Source organism: Stenotrophomonas sp. P5_A9 (genome assembly GCF_056400525.1).
This window is the reverse complement of record NZ_JBFULC010000026.1, coordinates 78,239-94,783: the sequence shown is the minus strand read 5'-3', so window position 1 is coordinate 94,783 and position 16,545 is coordinate 78,239. Positions and strand designations below refer to the sequence as shown.

12 protein-coding genes are annotated in these 16,545 nt (G+C 67.6%); 4 read left to right on the top strand and 8 right to left on the bottom strand.

Annotated elements, in window-relative coordinates; translation table 11 throughout:
- Positions 1-81: 81 nt before the first annotated feature.
- Positions 82-2,187, bottom strand: a complete 2,106-nt coding sequence (locus tag AC1DR7_RS10395; RefSeq protein WP_457317936.1) for a hypothetical protein — start codon at positions 2,185-2,187, stop codon at positions 82-84.
- A gap of 367 nt (positions 2,188-2,554) precedes the next feature.
- Here AC1DR7_RS10395 and AC1DR7_RS10390 point away from each other — a divergent pair, with 367 nt between their 5' ends.
- A complete protein-coding gene (locus tag AC1DR7_RS10390; RefSeq protein ID WP_457317935.1) occupies positions 2,555-2,920 on the top strand; it encodes a helix-turn-helix domain-containing protein in 366 nt (121 codons plus the stop codon).
- Positions 2,921-2,982: 62 nt separating this feature from the next.
- Here the strand turns inward: AC1DR7_RS10390 and ung are convergent, their stop codons facing one another.
- The 5 genes from ung to rhlB all read right to left on the bottom strand — a co-directional run bounded on the left by ung (position 2,983) and on the right by rhlB (position 8,112).
- Positions 2,983-3,690, bottom strand: coding sequence for a uracil-DNA glycosylase (gene ung, locus AC1DR7_RS10385; protein WP_457317934.1), 708 nt, complete (start codon positions 3,688-3,690; stop codon positions 2,983-2,985).
- A complete protein-coding gene (locus AC1DR7_RS10380; RefSeq protein ID WP_256776679.1) occupies positions 3,687-4,529 on the bottom strand; it encodes a response regulator in 843 nt (280 codons plus the stop codon). Before AC1DR7_RS10380 ends, ung begins: the two co-directional genes overlap by 4 nt.
- A 7-nt stretch (positions 4,530-4,536) precedes the next feature.
- The gene (gene ftsX, locus AC1DR7_RS10375; protein ID WP_457317933.1) at positions 4,537-5,487 is read right to left on the bottom strand and encodes a permease-like cell division protein FtsX; all 951 of its coding nucleotides are present in this window, start codon (positions 5,485-5,487) and stop codon (positions 4,537-4,539) included.
- Complete coding sequence (gene ftsE / locus AC1DR7_RS10370) at positions 5,484-6,170, bottom strand: cell division ATP-binding protein FtsE (RefSeq protein ID WP_256776681.1); 687 nt, start codon at positions 6,168-6,170, stop codon at positions 5,484-5,486. Before ftsE ends, ftsX begins: the two co-directional genes overlap by 4 nt.
- 220 nt (positions 6,171-6,390) lie before the next feature.
- Positions 6,391-8,112 carry an ATP-dependent RNA helicase RhlB gene (gene rhlB / locus AC1DR7_RS10365; RefSeq protein WP_478052790.1) on the bottom strand — a complete coding sequence of 574 codons (1,722 nt, stop codon included), beginning with the start codon at positions 8,110-8,112 and terminating at the stop codon, positions 6,391-6,393.
- A gap of 567 nt (positions 8,113-8,679) precedes the next feature.
- Between rhlB and trxA the strand changes: the two genes are divergently transcribed.
- Together trxA and rho are read left to right on the top strand one after the other, a co-directional pair.
- Positions 8,680-9,009 carry a thioredoxin gene (gene trxA, locus AC1DR7_RS10360; protein ID WP_256776683.1) on the top strand — a complete coding sequence of 110 codons (330 nt, stop codon included), beginning with the start codon at positions 8,680-8,682 and terminating at the stop codon, positions 9,007-9,009.
- 221 nt (positions 9,010-9,230) lie between these two features.
- Positions 9,231-11,024 (top strand): transcription termination factor Rho, encoded by a 1,794-nt coding sequence (rho, locus tag AC1DR7_RS10355; protein WP_256776684.1) that lies wholly within the window; start codon positions 9,231-9,233, stop codon positions 11,022-11,024.
- Positions 11,025-11,296: 272 nt separating this feature from the next.
- Here rho and AC1DR7_RS10350 read toward each other — a convergent pair whose 3' ends face one another.
- Positions 11,297-13,834, bottom strand: coding sequence for a glycoside hydrolase family 3 protein (locus AC1DR7_RS10350; RefSeq protein ID WP_457320179.1), 2,538 nt, complete (start codon positions 13,832-13,834; stop codon positions 11,297-11,299).
- A gap of 378 nt (positions 13,835-14,212) precedes the next feature.
- Between AC1DR7_RS10350 and AC1DR7_RS10345 the strand changes: the two genes are divergently transcribed.
- Positions 14,213-15,220, top strand: coding sequence for a LacI family DNA-binding transcriptional regulator (locus AC1DR7_RS10345; RefSeq protein ID WP_256776686.1), 1,008 nt, complete (start codon positions 14,213-14,215; stop codon positions 15,218-15,220).
- 14 nt (positions 15,221-15,234) lie between these two features.
- Here AC1DR7_RS10345 and AC1DR7_RS10340 read toward each other — a convergent pair whose 3' ends face one another.
- A complete protein-coding gene (locus tag AC1DR7_RS10340; protein ID WP_256776687.1) occupies positions 15,235-16,506 on the bottom strand; it encodes a sugar MFS transporter in 1,272 nt (423 codons plus the stop codon).
- Positions 16,507-16,545: the final 39 nt, after the last annotated feature.

Below are 16,545 nucleotides of genomic sequence, written 5' to 3'. Positions count from 1 at the left end.
TGCGGGCCGGTCGGTCACGATGATCCTGTCCATCCCCAGCGCGAGGTCATCCCCGCGCCCACTGCACTGCCACCGCGCGCGTCAGTACGCGCCCGGGTTGCTGCTGAAACTCACCGGCACACTGATCGTTGCCTGCCCGCCATTGATCAGGTTCACCCCGACGTTGACCGCGCCATCGCCCACCGCCCCACCCGTGGCCACCGCGCAGGCGCTGCCGGTGGAGGCACTGCAGGTCCACGCGCCACGCAGCGTGGTGCCGTTGGGCAGGGTGTCGGTGACCACCGCATTGGTGACCGCATCGGGACCGCCATTGCTCACCAGCAGCGTGTAGGTCGCCGTGCCACCCGGCGTGTAGCTACCGCTGCCATCGCTTTTGGTGATCGACAGATCGGCCTGCCGCGTTCGATTGGTGATGCGGCACACCAGGGTGACCGCGGTGGCGGTCATCGCCGGCGCCTGCAGGGTGAAGCTGCCGCCGGTGCCGGAGGACACCACCGCGTTGTTCTGGTCCAGGCACTGCCAACTGCTGGCGTAGCGCGTGAGCGTGGTGCCGGCAGCCGCCGCCTCGGCCAGCGCGTAGCTGCCGCCGGGTACGGTGATGACCGCGGCAGTGGCACCGTTGTTGCCGACGTTGCTCGCAGAGCCGACGGTGCTGCCGTTGTAGGAGATGGACAGGTTGAAGCGCCCGGTGTCGCTGGTCGGCTGCAGGTCTTTGACCAGCTGCAGGGTGGCCGCGCACGCCTGGGTCACGCCTTCCACAGTGAACACCGCCTGGCCGATACGGATGCCCAGCAGCGCCAGCAGGTTGTCCACCAGCCCGCCCAGCAGTGCGGTCAGCACGGGGGTGACCAGGGCGTTGACCTGCGTGCGGATCGGCGTCAGCAGCGCGTTGACGATGCCGTTGACCAGGTCGGCCACCGGCAGCGGCAAGGCGATGCCGGCCAGCAGCGTCACCGTCGGATTGCCGCTGGTCACCTGGATGCTCAGCGAGTTGACCAGCGTGGAGACCATCGTCGCGGCGCTGACCGTCCCGGCGGTGAGCGTGCGGGTCTGTGGGTACGGGCCGGTGAAGCTCGCGCTCTGCAGGCCCGGCGTCGCGGTGGCGTAACTGCGGATGGTCACCGTCAGTGGCACGGTCACGTCGGCGATGGGGGTCAGGATGCCGAGGACGTTGGCCGACACCCGCACGCTCACGCTCAGCGAGGTCAGCGTCGCCGCGCTCAGCGCGGTCGAGGTCAGCACCGTGCTGCGGTTGAAGAAGGTCGCATCGCTGATCTGACCGACATACAGGTTCACCAAACCGGGGCGCGCCTGCAGCGTGACCGCATTGCCCACCAGGTTGATCGCCGAGATCGAGCCTTCGGCCCGGGCCACGTCGGCGTACACCTGCAGGTGCAGCACGCTGGCGCTGATGCTGGTGTTGGACAACGACACCCCCAGCAGATTGAGCCCGCTGAGCGCGGCGCTGAGGGTGCCGGTGTTCAGGCCCTGCACAAGGTCGAGGTCGAGCTTGATGCGGATCGCCGCGCTGTGGAATGCCGCACCGACCGCGCCGCAGGTGTAGACCGGCGGCTCCACCACCTGCAGCCACAACCGCACGTTGGCCACGCCATTGAGGCCGAGCGCGGCGGTGTTGACGGTGATCGGCGTGGGCGTGGTCAACACGTTGCGGAAGTTGTACAGCTGCACGCCGCCGGTCAGCAGGTCGAGCACGTTCAAGTTCACCGTGGCCAGCGAGCCGGTGGGCAACGCGATCTGCAGCAGGTCGGCCAGGCGGATGCTGCCGGAGGTACCGGCCACGCCCAGCGGCAGCGCGTTGAGGACGTTGGCCGCCGCGGTCTGGCCGTCGGCCTGCAGCACCTGCACCATCGCCGCGCGCAACTGGCCCAGGCTGATGCTGGCGTTGAGCACCTGGCTGGGATCGCTGACCACCACGCCGCCGTTGAGCTGGGTCAGCAGCGCGTTGAGGTTGATTCTGGCGCCGGCCAGGTTGTTCCAGTCGGCCACGCTCAGGTTGACCGTCGTGCCCGGCAGCAGCGCGCCGAACAACAGATTGAGAACAGGGCTCTGGGTCGAATCGACCGAGGCCAGCCGGGGCCCGGCGCTGACGCAGGCACCGGCCGTACAGGCGGACTGCGCCTGCGCACGGCCCAGGCATGAAAGCACCGCCAGTATTGCGATCAGCACCCATGCCTGCCATCGCAATGACGAAACTTTCACGCCTTTCACATTAACCATACGTGCGTCCCCGCCGATTTTGAGCAGCGGCCGACCGTGGCGATGGATTTATTCCGTCGCCGTTCTGATCGTCAGCTGCCGGTGTCGTTTCCCGCTTGGGAATCCGTTTATGTCCGGTTCGGGACGATTAATGCGGGGTAACTAAAAGCCCGTCAAATCAAGGCGGCGTGAAACACGGGGGAAGCGACGCTTGCCGGCGGGTCAGCGTCCAACCATTCCCCCTGCTGCAGCAGCAAGCGGAAGCAGTTCTGTACACAGGACAAAAGAATTGCTTTCAGGGAAGCCGTGCTTACCTAACAGGGAAAGGGGGCAGTAAATGCAGGCGATGTGCGACAGAATCCGGCGGGCCCGATTAACGGCTGGCCTGTCCCAGACACAGTTGGCGTTGGAAACCGGCGTGCGCCGTAGCGCCGTGGCGCAATGGGAACGGGAAGGCGGCACATCCCCGAGCGTCCAACATCTTTCACGCGTCGCAATTGTGACGCAAGTCCATTTTGAATGGTTGGCCACAGGGCGCGGTCCCGGCCGTCCCGACGATGGCGCCGAACTGCCGCTCCCCGAGCCGGTGCCGGTGGAGGCGGCACGCACCGTCCAGGAAACCGAGATTCTCTCGCTGCTGCGACGGATGCCGGCGCGCAAACGCCAGGTGGCGCGCGCGATCATGGAAATGCTGACCGATTGAGATAATCGTCGCGGCGTGGTGATCGCCGCGCATCACGGCCGTCGGCCGGGGGCCAGCGCGGGTTACAGCGCCGCGCGCGGCGGCAAGGACCAGTCGATCGCGGTCTGCCCACGGCGCTGCAGGTACGCGTTGGCCATCGAGAAGTGATGGCAGCCGAGGAAGCCGCGGTGCGCCGACAGCGGCGACGGATGCGGCGCCTTGAGCACGCGGTGGCGACCGGTGTCGATCACCTTGCCCTTCTGCTGCGCGTAACTGCCCCACAGCATGAACACCAGGCCCTCGCGCTCGCGGTTGAGGGTGTCCACGACGTGGTCGGTGAACCCTTCCCAGCCGCGCTTCTGGTGCGCGCCGGCCTGCCCCTCTTCCACGGTGAGCACCGCATTGAGCAGCAGTACACCCTGGCGCGCCCACGGCAGCAGACACCCGTGGTCCGGGCGCGGGATGCCCAGGTCGGCCTCCAGTTCCTTGTAGATGTTGAGCAGCGACGGCGGCACCGGCACGCCGGGCATCACCGAGAAACTCAGGCCATGGGCCTGCCCAACACCGTGATACGGATCCTGGCCGAGAATCACCACCTTGACCTGCTCGAACGGGGTGGCGTCAAAGGCCGCGAATATCTGCGGGCCGGGCGGGAATACATGCGCACCGGACGCCTTGCGCTGGCGCAGGAAGCTGGACAGCTCACGCATCTCCGGACGCAGCAGCCACGCGCCAATACGGGCCTTCCAGCTCGGTTCGAGCTGGATGCTCGAGGTTGCCTCGTCGTTCATCGCACCACGGGTTTGTCGTTGAGCCGGGCCAGGCGCAGCTGGAACAGCACCTTGGTCACCAGCAGGCGTTCTTCGATCGGCTTCTGCACCAGATCGTTGGCACCGGCCTGCAGCAGGCCGGACTGGTTGAGCGGGTTGCCGTCGCCGGTCATCACCAGCACCGGCAGGCGGCGCTTGCCGTAGCCGAAGTCCACGCGCACGCGCTCGACAACATCCAGGCCGCTGAGCTCACCCTTGAGGGTGACGTCGGTAAGCACCAGGTCGATGCGGTGGCTGCTGCGCCCGAGCGATTCGGCGGTGAGCAGCGCGAAGGCCTCTTCGGCGGTCATCACGTGCAGCACGCGCAGGCCCTGGCGTTCGAGCATGCGCTTGGTCGCCTCGGCAACCACGCGGCTGTCCTCGACATACAGGATGGTCGCGCCGGGAATGGTCTCCGGCTGCACGTAGCCACGGATGAAGGTGGCCAGCGCTTCATGCCCCAGTGCCTTGTCGAAATAGTCGGTGACGTATTCGGTGAAGCGGCGTTGCTCCAGGTGCTGCTGCGCATCGCCGGACACCACGATCACCGGCACATAGGCCTGCCCGGCGGTTTCGCGCACCAGACGTGCCAGCGCCAGGCCATCGCCGTCGCTGAGCGTGAGCGAGGTGGTGACCAGGTTCACCGGCCCGGCCGCCAGCGCGCTGCGCGCCTCTTCGATGCTTGCGCAGCCCACCACGTCCACGTCCGGCAGTTCGCGTTGCAGCACATCGGCAATCAACTTGCGGACCAGCTTGGAACCGTCGACCACCATCACGCGCGGTGCATCGTCGACCAGGTGCTTCAGGGCTTGCGGGCGCATGCGGGCCTCAGGTTTCGGTCGGTCGGGTCTGGCGCAGGAAATGCCCCGTCACCAGCCACGCGCCCAGCCAGCCCAGCACCACGGTGCCGACCAGCACGAACGATGAATGCAGCAGGTCCAACCCATGCAGCACGAACGGGCTGGCATAACTTTCCGACAACGCGGCCAGCGGCGGGCGCAGCGCCAGCCCGGCCACGCCGATCAGGCCCAACGCCAGTGCACCGGCGCCCAGTCCGTACCACGCGCCCAGGTACAGGAACGGGCGGCGGATGAAGCCATCGCTGGCGCCCAGCAGCTGCAGCACGCCGATCTCGTCGCGGCGCGCCTGGATGTCCAGCCGCACGGTATTGCCCACCACCAGCGCCGCGCCCAGGCCCAGCAGCACCGACAGCACCTGCACCAGCCGCGTGCCAAAGCCCAGCCAGGCGTCCAGGCGCCTGCGCCACAGCGCATCGTGCTGGACCAGGTCGGCCTGTGGCAGGCCCTCCAGCGAGGTGGCCAGGCGCGCATCATCGGTGCCGGCGGTCGGGGTCACGATCAGCAGGGTAGGCAGAGGATTGTCGTGCAGCGCATCGATCGCCTCACCCAGCCCGGCCCCTTCACGCAGTTCCTGCAGCCCCTGCTCGGGGGTCTGCACGGTGACGTTGGCCACGTCGGCACGACCGCGCAGCGAATCGGCCACCTGCCCGGCCGCCGCTGCGGCAACGTCCGGCTTGAGGAACAGGTTGATGTCGCGCGACTGCTGCACGCTGCCGGCGAAATGCGTGAGGTTGTCCAGCGCGATCGACAGGCCCAGCGGCAACGCCAGGGCCAGCGCCATCACCATGATGGTGAGCAGCGTCGCCCACGGCTTGCGCCAGGCGCGGCCCAGGCTGAACACCACGCTGTGGCCATGGTGGTGCAACCACACGCCCAGGCGCGACGGCGCCGCGGCTTCCTTGTTGAGGGGTGCGTTCATTCGGCCAGGTCCTGCGGCGAGATGTCGTCGATCAGCTTGCCGTGGTCCAGGATCAGCACGCGCTTGCGCATGTGCCGCAGCAGCGCCAGGTCATGGCTGACGACCAGCACGCTGGTGCCGCGATCGGGCAGCTCGGCGAACAGCGCCATGATTTCCGCCGCCAGGGTCGGATCGAGATTGCCGGTGGGTTCGTCGGCAACCAGCAGCTTGGGCTCGCTGACAATCGCGCGGGCGATGCCGACGCGCTGCTGCTCGCCAGCCGACAGCTGCGAGGGCAGTGCCTTTTCGCGGTGGCCCAGGCCCATGCGTTCAAGCACCGAGCGCACGCGCTTGCCGATGTCGGCGCGGCGGGTGCCGCGCAGGATCAGCGGCAACGCCACGTTCTCGGCGATGCTGCGGTCCATCAGCAGGCGGTGGTCCTGGTAGACCGCCCCCACCTGCCGCCGGTGCCGCGGAATATTGCCACCCCGCACCTTCAGCAGGTTGCGCTCATCGAAGATCACCGCGCCACGGCTGGGCCGCTCGTCGAGGTGGATCAACTTGAGCAGGGTGCTCTTGCCCGCACCGGAGTGACCGGTGACGAACAGCATTTCGCCGGGGGCGACATCAAAGCTGACGTCGACCAGGGCCTGGTGGCCGCCGGCATACTGTTTGCTGACATTGTCAAAACGCAGGACGCTCATCCCCTGATTATGCAGGACGAGGGTGACGACGTGCAGGTGGGGATGCATCGGTCGTGCCGGCCATTGGCCGGGGGACGCGACATCGCATTGGCGCTGTCGCCCCACGGTTGGCTGCGCCAACCGTGGGCCCCGCAGTATCAGCACCGGATCCCCGTCGCTTCGCGACAGCCCCCCTACCAAGGGGGCGGGACCTCGGACCGCGCAGGTCAGGCGTCAGGTCTTACGAACCGGACAGCATCCGGCGGATCTTGCGACCGATGCGGGTCAGGAAGGACGCGCTCGGATCGGCCGCCGGCGTGCCGCGCATCGGCTTGGCCGCCACCTGCACCGGCGTCACCGGGCCGGTCGCTGCCGCACCCTCGGCGCCTTCGACCGGACGGCCGTTGCGACGACGACGACGCTTGCGCGGCGCGCGCTCACCGTCCACGGCCGGACTGCCTTCGGCAGTCGGGGCAGCGGTCGGGGCCGCAGTCGGCGCAACCTGCGGCGCGGCCTCGGCATCGGCCACGACGACCGGTGCCTCACCTTCCACGCGCGGCTTGCGCTCACGGCGCGGCTTGCCATCGGCACTGCGCTCACCGGGCGCGCGGCGCTCGCCACGGCCGGCGGCCGGCTTGCCGCCGCGGCCGCTGCTGCTGCCACCGCCACGACGCTGTTCTTCCGCCGCACGCGCTTCGCGCGCTTCACGGAAGATCTGGCCAACGCTCTCGTTCTCGTCGTCGCCTTCCTCGCCCGGCGCGGCGGGTGCGCGTGCGGCGCGCGGCAGCGAGGTCAGGATCTCGCTGGTCACCGGCTCGACCGGGATCTTCTGCTCGATGTAGGCCTCGATGTCCGGCAGGCCCATCGCATAGCGCTCGCAGGCGAAGCTGATCGCATCGCCTTCCTCGCCCAGGCGTGCGGTACGGCCGATGCGGTGCACGTAGTCTTCGGCGTCGAAGGGCAGGTCGTAGTTGTAGACGTACTTGATGCCGTCGATGTGCAGGCCGCGCGCGGCCACGTCGGTGGCCACCAGGATTTCCAGCTGGCCCTTCTGGAAGCGGTTTAGCAGGCTCTCACGCTTCTTCTGCGGCACATCGCCGGACAGCACGCCGACGCGGTAGCCGGCCTTTTCCAGCGACCGGGCAACACGCTCGACGAACACCTTGGTGTTGACGAAGACCATCGTGCGCGCGCCTTCGCTGCGCGACAGCAGGCCCAGCAGCAGCGGGATCTTCTCTTCGTCGGCCGGGAAGTAGATGCGCTGGCGCACGCGGGCGGCGGTGATCGACTCGCTCTCCACCACCAGCTTCTGCGGCTCGTTCATGTGCTCGTAGGCCAGCTCCAGCACGCGGTGGCTGAGCGTGGCGCTGAACAGCAGCGTCTGGCGCGTGGAGCGCTCGGGCATGCGCCGCAGCAGGAAGCGGATGTCCTTGATGAAGCCCAGGTCGAACATGCGGTCGGCTTCATCGAGCACGCAGATTTCGCAGGCGTGCAGCGAGACCACCTTGTGCTGCTTGACGTAGTCGATCAGGCGGCCCGGGGTGGCGATGATCACGTCCACGCCCTGCTGCAGGATCTCGCGCTGCTTGTCGTAATCCACGCCGCCGTAGACCAGCGCAAAGCGCAGGCCCAGGTCCGAACCGAACTTGACCGCATCCTTGTGGATCTGGATGGCCAGTTCGCGGGTCGGGGCCAGGATCAGCGCGCGCGGGTCTTCGGGCTTGCGGTCGGCCAGTGCCGGGCGGGTCAGCAGGCGGTTCACCACCGCGACCAGGAAGGCCAGCGTCTTGCCGGTACCGGTCTGTGCCTGGCCGGCGACGTCGCCGCCGGGCAGTGCGACCGGCAGGGTCAGCGCCTGGATGGGCGTGCAACGGGTGAATCCGGCTCCTTCAAGGCCGGCCTGCAGGGCCGGATGCAGCTCGAAGGAGGAAAAGGTCAAATCGGTCAGCGGTTTGTCGCTCATGTGTCCGTCTTGGTAAGGCCTGCCCGGCAGCGGTGCGCGGGAGGCTTGCAATCTTGGGGGGCACCGTCGCCATTGCGGGCCCTGCGCCGGGGTCGGCGGGGCCGGACCATCGGGTCCTGGGGCGCCGCACAGTGAGGCAGTTTAGCGCAATGTCGGCGCCAAACCGGGCTCTGCCGTCGCAGCCGGCTGCGAGACAGCGGCACCGGGACCGGACCTGGCCGTGGCTGATCGGGCCCAAGAGGGCACTTCTCACTGGTTTCACCGCGCCTGCCGCCAGTTGAACGGGACGCGCGCTTCCGCTGGTACTGCCTCTCCAGTACCCACATATCCTCTTCAGTTGCCCGATTAAACCGGGACGCCAATCACAGGATGCTTGGTTCCACCCCTCCCCTGCCCGCCTGCGACGTTAGCGGTACACTGCCCGCCGTGAGCGACCAGGCATCCACCTGGCGCACCGCTGACCGCCTGTGCGGTCACGAGGCAGCAGACGCGGACGGCACCGGTCGGTGGCGTCCAACTTCAACCTCCTCCGGCCCGGCCGGGTGCATTTCCAGACGAGAGACCAAGATGAGCGACAAGGTTGTACATGTCAGCACCGCTGACTTCCAAAGCGCAGTACTGGATTCCAAAGAGCCGGTGCTGGTCGATTTCTGGGCCGAATGGTGTGGCCCCTGCAAGATGATCGCCCCGGCGCTGGACGAGCTGGCCGACGCTTACAACGGGCGCGCCAAGATCGCCAAGGTCAACGTCGACGAACAGCGCGAACTGGCCGCCAAGTACCACGTGCGCTCGATCCCGATGCTGCTGGTCTTCAAGAACGGCGAAGTCCAGGCGCAGCAGGTTGGCGCGGTGGGCAAGGCCCAGCTCGCCGGCATGCTGGACAAGGCCCTGGCCTGACCCTGGCAGGCAGCCGGCCCCCTCCGGCTGCCACGCGGGCCTGCGCCCGCATGAATGACCCTGCCCCGCCCGGCTTGCGCGCTGCCGCGAGCCGGTGTTAGTGTCGGCATATCCGGCCGCATTCGCGCGCCGCATCTTCTGGACGTTGTTTCCTTCCAGATCCTTTCCCAACGTTCGCCGCCCTGCCGGGCGCTCGCACCTTCTAGCGAGGAATCCAGCACTTGTCCGATATCACTACTTCCGAACCCGGGAGCGCCGACGCGCCTGCCGAGAAGCGCGTGCGCAAGCCGCGCGTCGCCAAGGCCGCCGCCAACACCGCTGCCGAAACCGGTTCTTCTCCCACGCATCAATCCGCCCTGCCCCTGGCTGCCGCGCCTGACGCGCCGGCGCCGGTCGCCGCGCCGTCGGCACCGCAGCAGGCACCTGCCCCCCACGCTGGCGAATCCTCGTCCGGCCAGGGCGGTGCGCAGCAGGACACCGGCGACGGTGGCCAGCGCAACCACAACGGCAACGGCAACGGCAACAACGCGCCCAAGGGCGGGCAGAACCCGTACCAGGGTCAAGGCCAAGGTCAGAACCAGGGCCAAGGCCAAGGTCAGGGCCAGGGCAACCGCCGCGACCGTTTCCGCAATCGCCGTGACCGCAGCCGCGGTGGCGATCGCTACAACGATGACGGCATGCCGCAGGACAACAACGAACCGCAGCAGCCGTTCGTGCGCAGCCAGCAGGCCAACGTGCCTGAAGGCTTCCCGGTCTATTCGCTGAGCGACCTCAAGCGGATGCCGGCGCAGAAGCTGCTGGAAATCGCCGAGCAGCTGCAGATCTCCGAAGGCGTGGCGCGTGCCCGCAAGCAGGACGTGATCTTCGCCCTGCTCAAGGTGCTCACCCGCCACGGCGACGGCGTCGCCGCCGACGGCGTGCTGGAAATCCTGCCCGACGGCTTCGGCTTCCTGCGCGCGGCCGAAGCCAGCTACCTGGCCGGCCCGGACGATACCTACATTTCGCCCAGCCAGATCCGCCGCTTCAACCTGCGTACCGGCGACCACCTGTCCGGCCGCATCCGCTTCCCGAAGGATGGCGAGCGTTACTTCGCGCTGTCGATCGTGGACACCATCAACGGTGAGCCGCTGGAAGCGTCCAAGAACAAGGTGCTGTTCGAGAACCTCACCCCGCTGTTCCCGCGCAAGCGCTTCACCCTGGAACGTGGCAACGGTTCGTCCGAAGACATCACCGGCCGCATCCTCGATCTGATGGCACCGCAGGGCAAGGGTCAGCGTTCGCTGATCGTCTCCCAGCCCAAGGCCGGTAAGACGATGATGATGCAGCAGGTGGCCACGGCGATCACCACCAATCATCCGGACGTGCACCTGATCGTGCTGCTGATCGACGAGCGCCCGGAAGAAGTGACCGAAATGCAGCGCACAGTGCGCGGCGAAGTCATCAGCTCCACCTTCGACGAGCCGGCCGCCCGTCACGTGCAGGTCGCCGAAATGGTGATCGAGCGTGCCAAGCGCCTGGTCGAGCACAAGAAAGACGTGGTGATCCTGCTCGACTCGATCACCCGCCTGGCACGTGCCTACAACAACGTGGTGCCCAGCTCCGGCAAGGTGCTTACCGGTGGTGTGGACGCCAACGCCCTGCACCGTCCGAAGCGCTTCTTCGGCGCGGCGCGTAACGTGGAGGAAGGCGGCAGCCTGACCATCATCGCCACCGCGCTGGTCGATACCGGCAGCAAGATGGACGAGGTGATCTACGAAGAGTTCAAGGGCACCGGCAACAGCGAAGTGCACCTGAGCCGTCGCATCTCTGAAAAGCGCGTGTTCCCGGCGATCGACATCAACCGCTCGGGCACCCGTCGCGAAGACCTGCTGATCGAACCGGAACTGCTGCAGAAGATCTGGATCCTGCGCAAGCTGTTGCATCCGATGGATGAAATGGCGGCAATGGAATTCCTGCTCGACAAGATGAAGAACACCAAGTCCAACGACGAGTTCTTCGGTTCGATGAAGCGCTGATCGGCGCGGCATCGAGATAGAAAAAGGCCCCGCACTGCGGGGCCTTTTTCGTCGCGCGGGGTAGAGCCGAGCCATGCTCGGCTGCTCTCCCATCCGGCATGAAACCAACCGGGGTAGAGCCGAGCCATGCTCGGCTGCTCTCCGATCCGGCACGAAACGAACCAGGGTAGAGCCGAGCCATGCTCGGCTGCTCTCCGATCCGGCATGAAACGCCGGTGGTGCAGAGGCCATCCTGGGCCGCCAGCCGAGCATGGCTCGGCTCTACCGTTGCTTCACGGGCAGCTGACCGCGCCCTCCACCTTGTCCGCATCCACCGACACCCGCACCTGGGTGAACGCTGCAGCAAACGGTTTGTCCGCACTCACCACGAACGGGGCTTCCACCGCGCCCAGGTCCACGCCGTATTTGGCGAAGCACGCCAGCGGCACGGTCACCGTCTGCTTCTGCCCCGGCATCAGTTTGGCCAGCAGCGGCGCGATATCCACCCCGCCCTCGCAGCCGGTACCGCACTGCATGGTCACCTTCACCGGCAAGGCCGGCCGCTGCACCAGCTGCACATCGAACTGCAACGCGCCGTGGTTGCGCGCCAGTGCGCCGAGGTTGCGGCGCGAGGTACTGCGGGCGATGAGCTGCGCCGGCGCCAGCCACGTGATCTCCTTGGCGTCCTGCTGGGTGTTCACCTGCACGGTGCGCACTTGCACCACGGGCGCTGCGGTCGGCCACCGCAGCGTGGCATTGAGATCATTGCCCAGCGGCTGGGTGGCGCCGGCGGCGGCAACGTGCAGCGAGAACGGCGGCGTGTCGGCGCGGTTGAAGATCGGCAGCGTCGTCACGTCGCCGCAGTTGTCCGGGTTGGCTTCGGGCAGGCGCGCGACATTCCCTGACGCACCGTAATGCAGGCCATAGCCCAGCGTGAACAGCGGCGGCTGCTTGGGATCCGGTCGGTCGATCGGCGCCGGGCACGGCACGCCCGGCCACGGGAAGCTCAGCCGGCCACGGAAATCATGCGCCGCCTTGCCGTCCTTGCCGGCCACCAGCACGTCGGTGACGCCCTTGCCCTCGGTGCCGGGCAGCCATGCTGCCACGAAGGCCTGCGACAGGTTGAGCAGGTCGTTGGTGTACATCGGGCGGCCGGAGAAATACACGGTCACCACCGGCTTGCCGGTCGCCGTGGCCGCGCGCAGCACGGCCAGATCCTGCGGGTAGACGCGGCTGTGGCTGACCGAATCGGAGGACAGGATGTCACCATTGGTTTCCGCATACGGTGTCTCCCCGACCACCGCGACCACGACGTCGAACTGCCCGGCATCCAGCCCGGTGCCATCGGCGCTGTAGGTCACCTGCTGCGCGCCCAGCGCGGCACGCAACCCACCGAGTACCGAATCGGCATTCGGGAAATCGGCGTTGGTGTTCTCCGTGCCCTGCCAGGTCAGCGACCAGCCACCGGCCTGGTCGGACAGGCTGTCGGCGCTCTTGCCCACCACCAGCACCCGCGCATCGCGGCGCAGCGGCAGCACCTTGTCCTGGTTCTTCAGCAGCACCAGCGACTCGCGCACCGCGCGGCGCGCCAATGCACGGTCCTGCACGGCGTTGGCATCCCCGGCATGGCGGCTGTCCGAGGGTTTGTGCTCGAACAATCCGGCGCGCAGCTTCACCCGCAGGATGCGGGTGACCGCATCGTCGATGCGTGCCATCGGAATCTCACCGCGCTGCACCTGCGCGGTGGTGTTGGCGATGAACGCCTTCCAGTCGTCGGGCACCATCACCATGTCGATGCCGGCATTGATCGCCTGGGCGCAGCTGTCGTTGCGGCAGCCGGGTACCTGCGCGATGCCGTTCCAGTCGGACACCACGAACCCGTCGAAGCCCATCTTGCCCTTCAACGCATCGGTGAGCAGTGCCTTGCTGCCGTGCATCTTGCCGTAGTCGACGCGGCCGGCACGGTCATTCCAGCTGTTGAACGAGGCCATCACCGTCTGCACGCCTTCACCGAGCGCACCGTAATACCCCTGGCCGTGCACGTTGATCATGGCCGCCTTGTCGAGCAGTGCTTCGCCCTGGTCGCGGCCGTTGTCGGTGGCGCCATCGCCGATGTAATGCTTGGCCGTCGCCACTACGTTGGCATCGTCGGCGAAGCGACCCTGCGCGCCCTTGACGTAGGCACGCGCGTACTCGCGCACCACGGCGGGATCGGAGGAGAAGCTCTCGTAGGTGCGGCCCCAGCGTGGGTCGTGGGCCACGGCCAGGGTGGGCGCGAACACCCAGTCGATGCCGGTGGCGCGGGTGGCGCGTGCGGTGGCCTGGCCGATGCGCTCGACCAGCTCGGCATCGCCGGCCGCGCCCAGGCCGATGTTGTGCGGGAACAGCGTCGCGCCGTAGACGTTGTTGTGCCCATGCACCGCATCGGTGCCCCAGATCACCGGAACCGGCGTGCGTGCGTCGGTGGCCAGCGAGGCCGCGCGGTAGGCATCGGCCAGCTGCAGCCACTGCGCCACCGTGGCGTGCTTGTCCATGCCCGGCCACGAGCCGCCGCCGTTGAGCACCGAGCCGATGTAGTACTGGCGGACCTGCTCGGGGGTGATGGTCTTGATCTCGGCCTGGGTCATCTGCCCGATCTTCTGCGCCAGGGTCATCTGCGCCAGGATCTGCTGCACGCGCGCTTCGATGGCGGCATCCGGCGTGATCGCGCTGGTCACCCGCGGCCAGTCCTTGAGCGTCTCGCCAGTGGCAGGCGCGGCGGCGACCGATGCGGCCAGGGCCAACAGCAGGCAGGTACCAAGGATGGTCTTGTTGGGGCTGTTCACTGACATCTACCTCCGGTGGGAATGACGCGCGATCGGGGTCGGCGCTGCCGCCGTCGGCCGCGCTGCGCGGCGCGCAGCACGTCGTGTCGACAACATTTGGATCGGTTCAACGCCCCTGGCTGACAGCGCTGTCATACAAAGCACGGCCATTGCTGTCAACCGCGCAGCGTCGCCATGGCGACGTCGGTCCCGCACCAGCAGGGGCTGGCGCTCAAACGCATGCGTGGATCAGGCTGTCAGTGTTGCGATGCCGCACGAAATCGACGGGTGCGCCACAAGCCATCGCGGCATGGCAACATCCGCCTGCATCGGCAACACCGTTTCGACACCGCCGCACTACCATCGGCCTCTGCCGACCTGCTCCCACATAGGATCCACCGCACCATGCGTAGTCGAATCGAGGATGTCGCCGCGGTTGCGGGCGTTTCGATCAAGACCGTGTCCCGCGTGCTCAACAACGAGCCCAACGTGCGCACCGAAACCCGCGAGCGCGTGGCCGCGGCAGTGGCGCGGTTGGGCTACAAGCCCAACCTGTCCGCGCGCAGCCTGGCCGGGCAGCGCTCCTACGCATTGGCGCTGGTTTACAACAATCCCTCGCGCAATTACCTGATGGAAATCCAGAACGGCATGCTGGAAGCCTGCCACGCCAGCCACTACAACCTGATACTGGGGCCGGTGGGCGTCGGCCGCAGCACCCTGCCCGACCTGGCGGCGCTGTTCGAGAACTCGCGTCCCGATGGCGTGGTGCTGATCCCGCCGCTGACCGACGATGCGGTGGTGCTGGCCTACCTGGAAGAGCACGAGATCCCGTTCGCCAGCATTGCCCCGCGCCATCCGGAAGGCCGCATCGGCGTGCGCATGGACGAGACCACCGCCGTGGTCGAGCTGATCGGCCATCTGGTTGCACAAGGCCACCGCCGCATTGCGCATATCAAGGGGCCGCGCGCGCACGGCGCCTGCCAGTGGCGCCTGGCCGGCTATCGCCAGGCACTGCGCGAACATGGCATCGCCTACGACCCGGCGCTGGTGGCCAGCGGGCAGTTCTCGTTCGAATCCGGCATCGAGGCGGCCAACGCGCTGCTCGACCTGCCGCAACCACCGACGGCGATCTTCGCCGCCAACGACGACATGGCGGCCGCGGTCTATCGCGTGGCCGGCCAACGGGGCCTGCGCGTCCCCAGGGACCTGTCGGTCTGCGGCTTCGACGACACGCCCATTGCCGGGCACATCTACCCGGCGCTGACCACCGTGCGGCAGCCCACCTCACGCATGGGCACGCTGGCTACCGAGCAGCTGATCGAGCGCATCCGCAGCCCGGACGGCGGCCGCATGGTCACCGTGGACCATGCGGTGCTCGTGCGTGAATCCACCCACGCACCGCGCCGCCGCTGAGCAGTGCGGCACCGCTAGGGGGAAAGGCGCGAACCCCGCCACGCGTAAAAGACGATGTACAGGTAGCACAGCATCGGCAGCAGGAACGACAGCTGCAGGCCGTGGTGGTCGGCCACCCAGCCCATCGCCAGCGGAACCACCGCACCGCCCACGATGGCCATCACCAGCAGGCTGGAGCCCTTGCCGGTCAACGCGCCCAGCCGCGCGATGGCGAGCGCGAAGATGGTCGGGAACATGATCGAGTTGAACAGCCCGATGCTGACCACCGCCCACTTGGCCAACCCGCCACCGGCCAGCATGGTGACCGCCAGCAGCGCCATCACCACCAGCGCGAAGATGCCCAGCAGGCGGCGCGGGTCGAGCCGTGCCAGCAGCACGGTGCCGACCAGGCGCCCCACCAGCGCACCGCCCCAGTACAACGACACATACCGGGTGGCTTCCTGTTCGGTGAGCCCTTCGCCGATGCCCGGCATCGACAGGAAGTTGACCAGCACGCTGCCGATGGATACCTCGGCGCCCACGTAGAAGAAGATCGCCAGCACGCCGTAGCGCAGGTGCGGATGCCGCAGCGCGTCGCGGATGCGCCCGCCGGTGGCGCCTTCTTCCACGCCCGGGATGGCCGGCAGGCGGAACATCCAGATGGCTGCGGCCAGCACGAACAGCGCCACCGCCAGGCCGAAGTACGGCAGTTGCACCGACTGCGCTTCGGCGGCGCGGTAAGCCAGCGCCTCTGCCTGCGGCAGCAGCGCCAGGGCTTCATCGGTGCGCGGTTCGGCCGACAGGATCAGCAGACCGCCAAACAGCGGCGCCAGCGTGGTGCCCAGTGCATTCATCGACTGCGCCAGCGTCAGCCGGCTGGACGCGGTCTGCTCCGGTCCCAGCAGCGCCACGTACGGGTTGGCCGCTACCTGCAGCACGGTGATGCCGGTGGCGAGCACGAACAACGCCGCCAGGAACAACCCGTACACATGCGCATGCGCAGCCGGCCAGAACAGCAGCGCGCCCACGCCGGCAATGGCCAGCCCGGCCACGATGCCGCGCTTGTAGCCCACCGCCGCGACCAACCGCCCTGCCGGCAGCGACATCAGGAAGTACGCACCAAAGAACGTGAACTGCACCAGCATCGCCTGCACCCAGGTGAGCGCGAAGGCGGCCTTGAGGTGCGGAATGAGGATGTCGTTGAGGCAGGTCAGGAAGCCCCACATGAAGAAGATCGCGGTGACCACCGTCAGCGCCACGCGGTTGCTTTGCACGTGTTGCCCACGCACTGCAGCAGGGTTGTCCATTGCATGTCCTTGTTGAAGGGTATGCCAGCCATTCGGCGG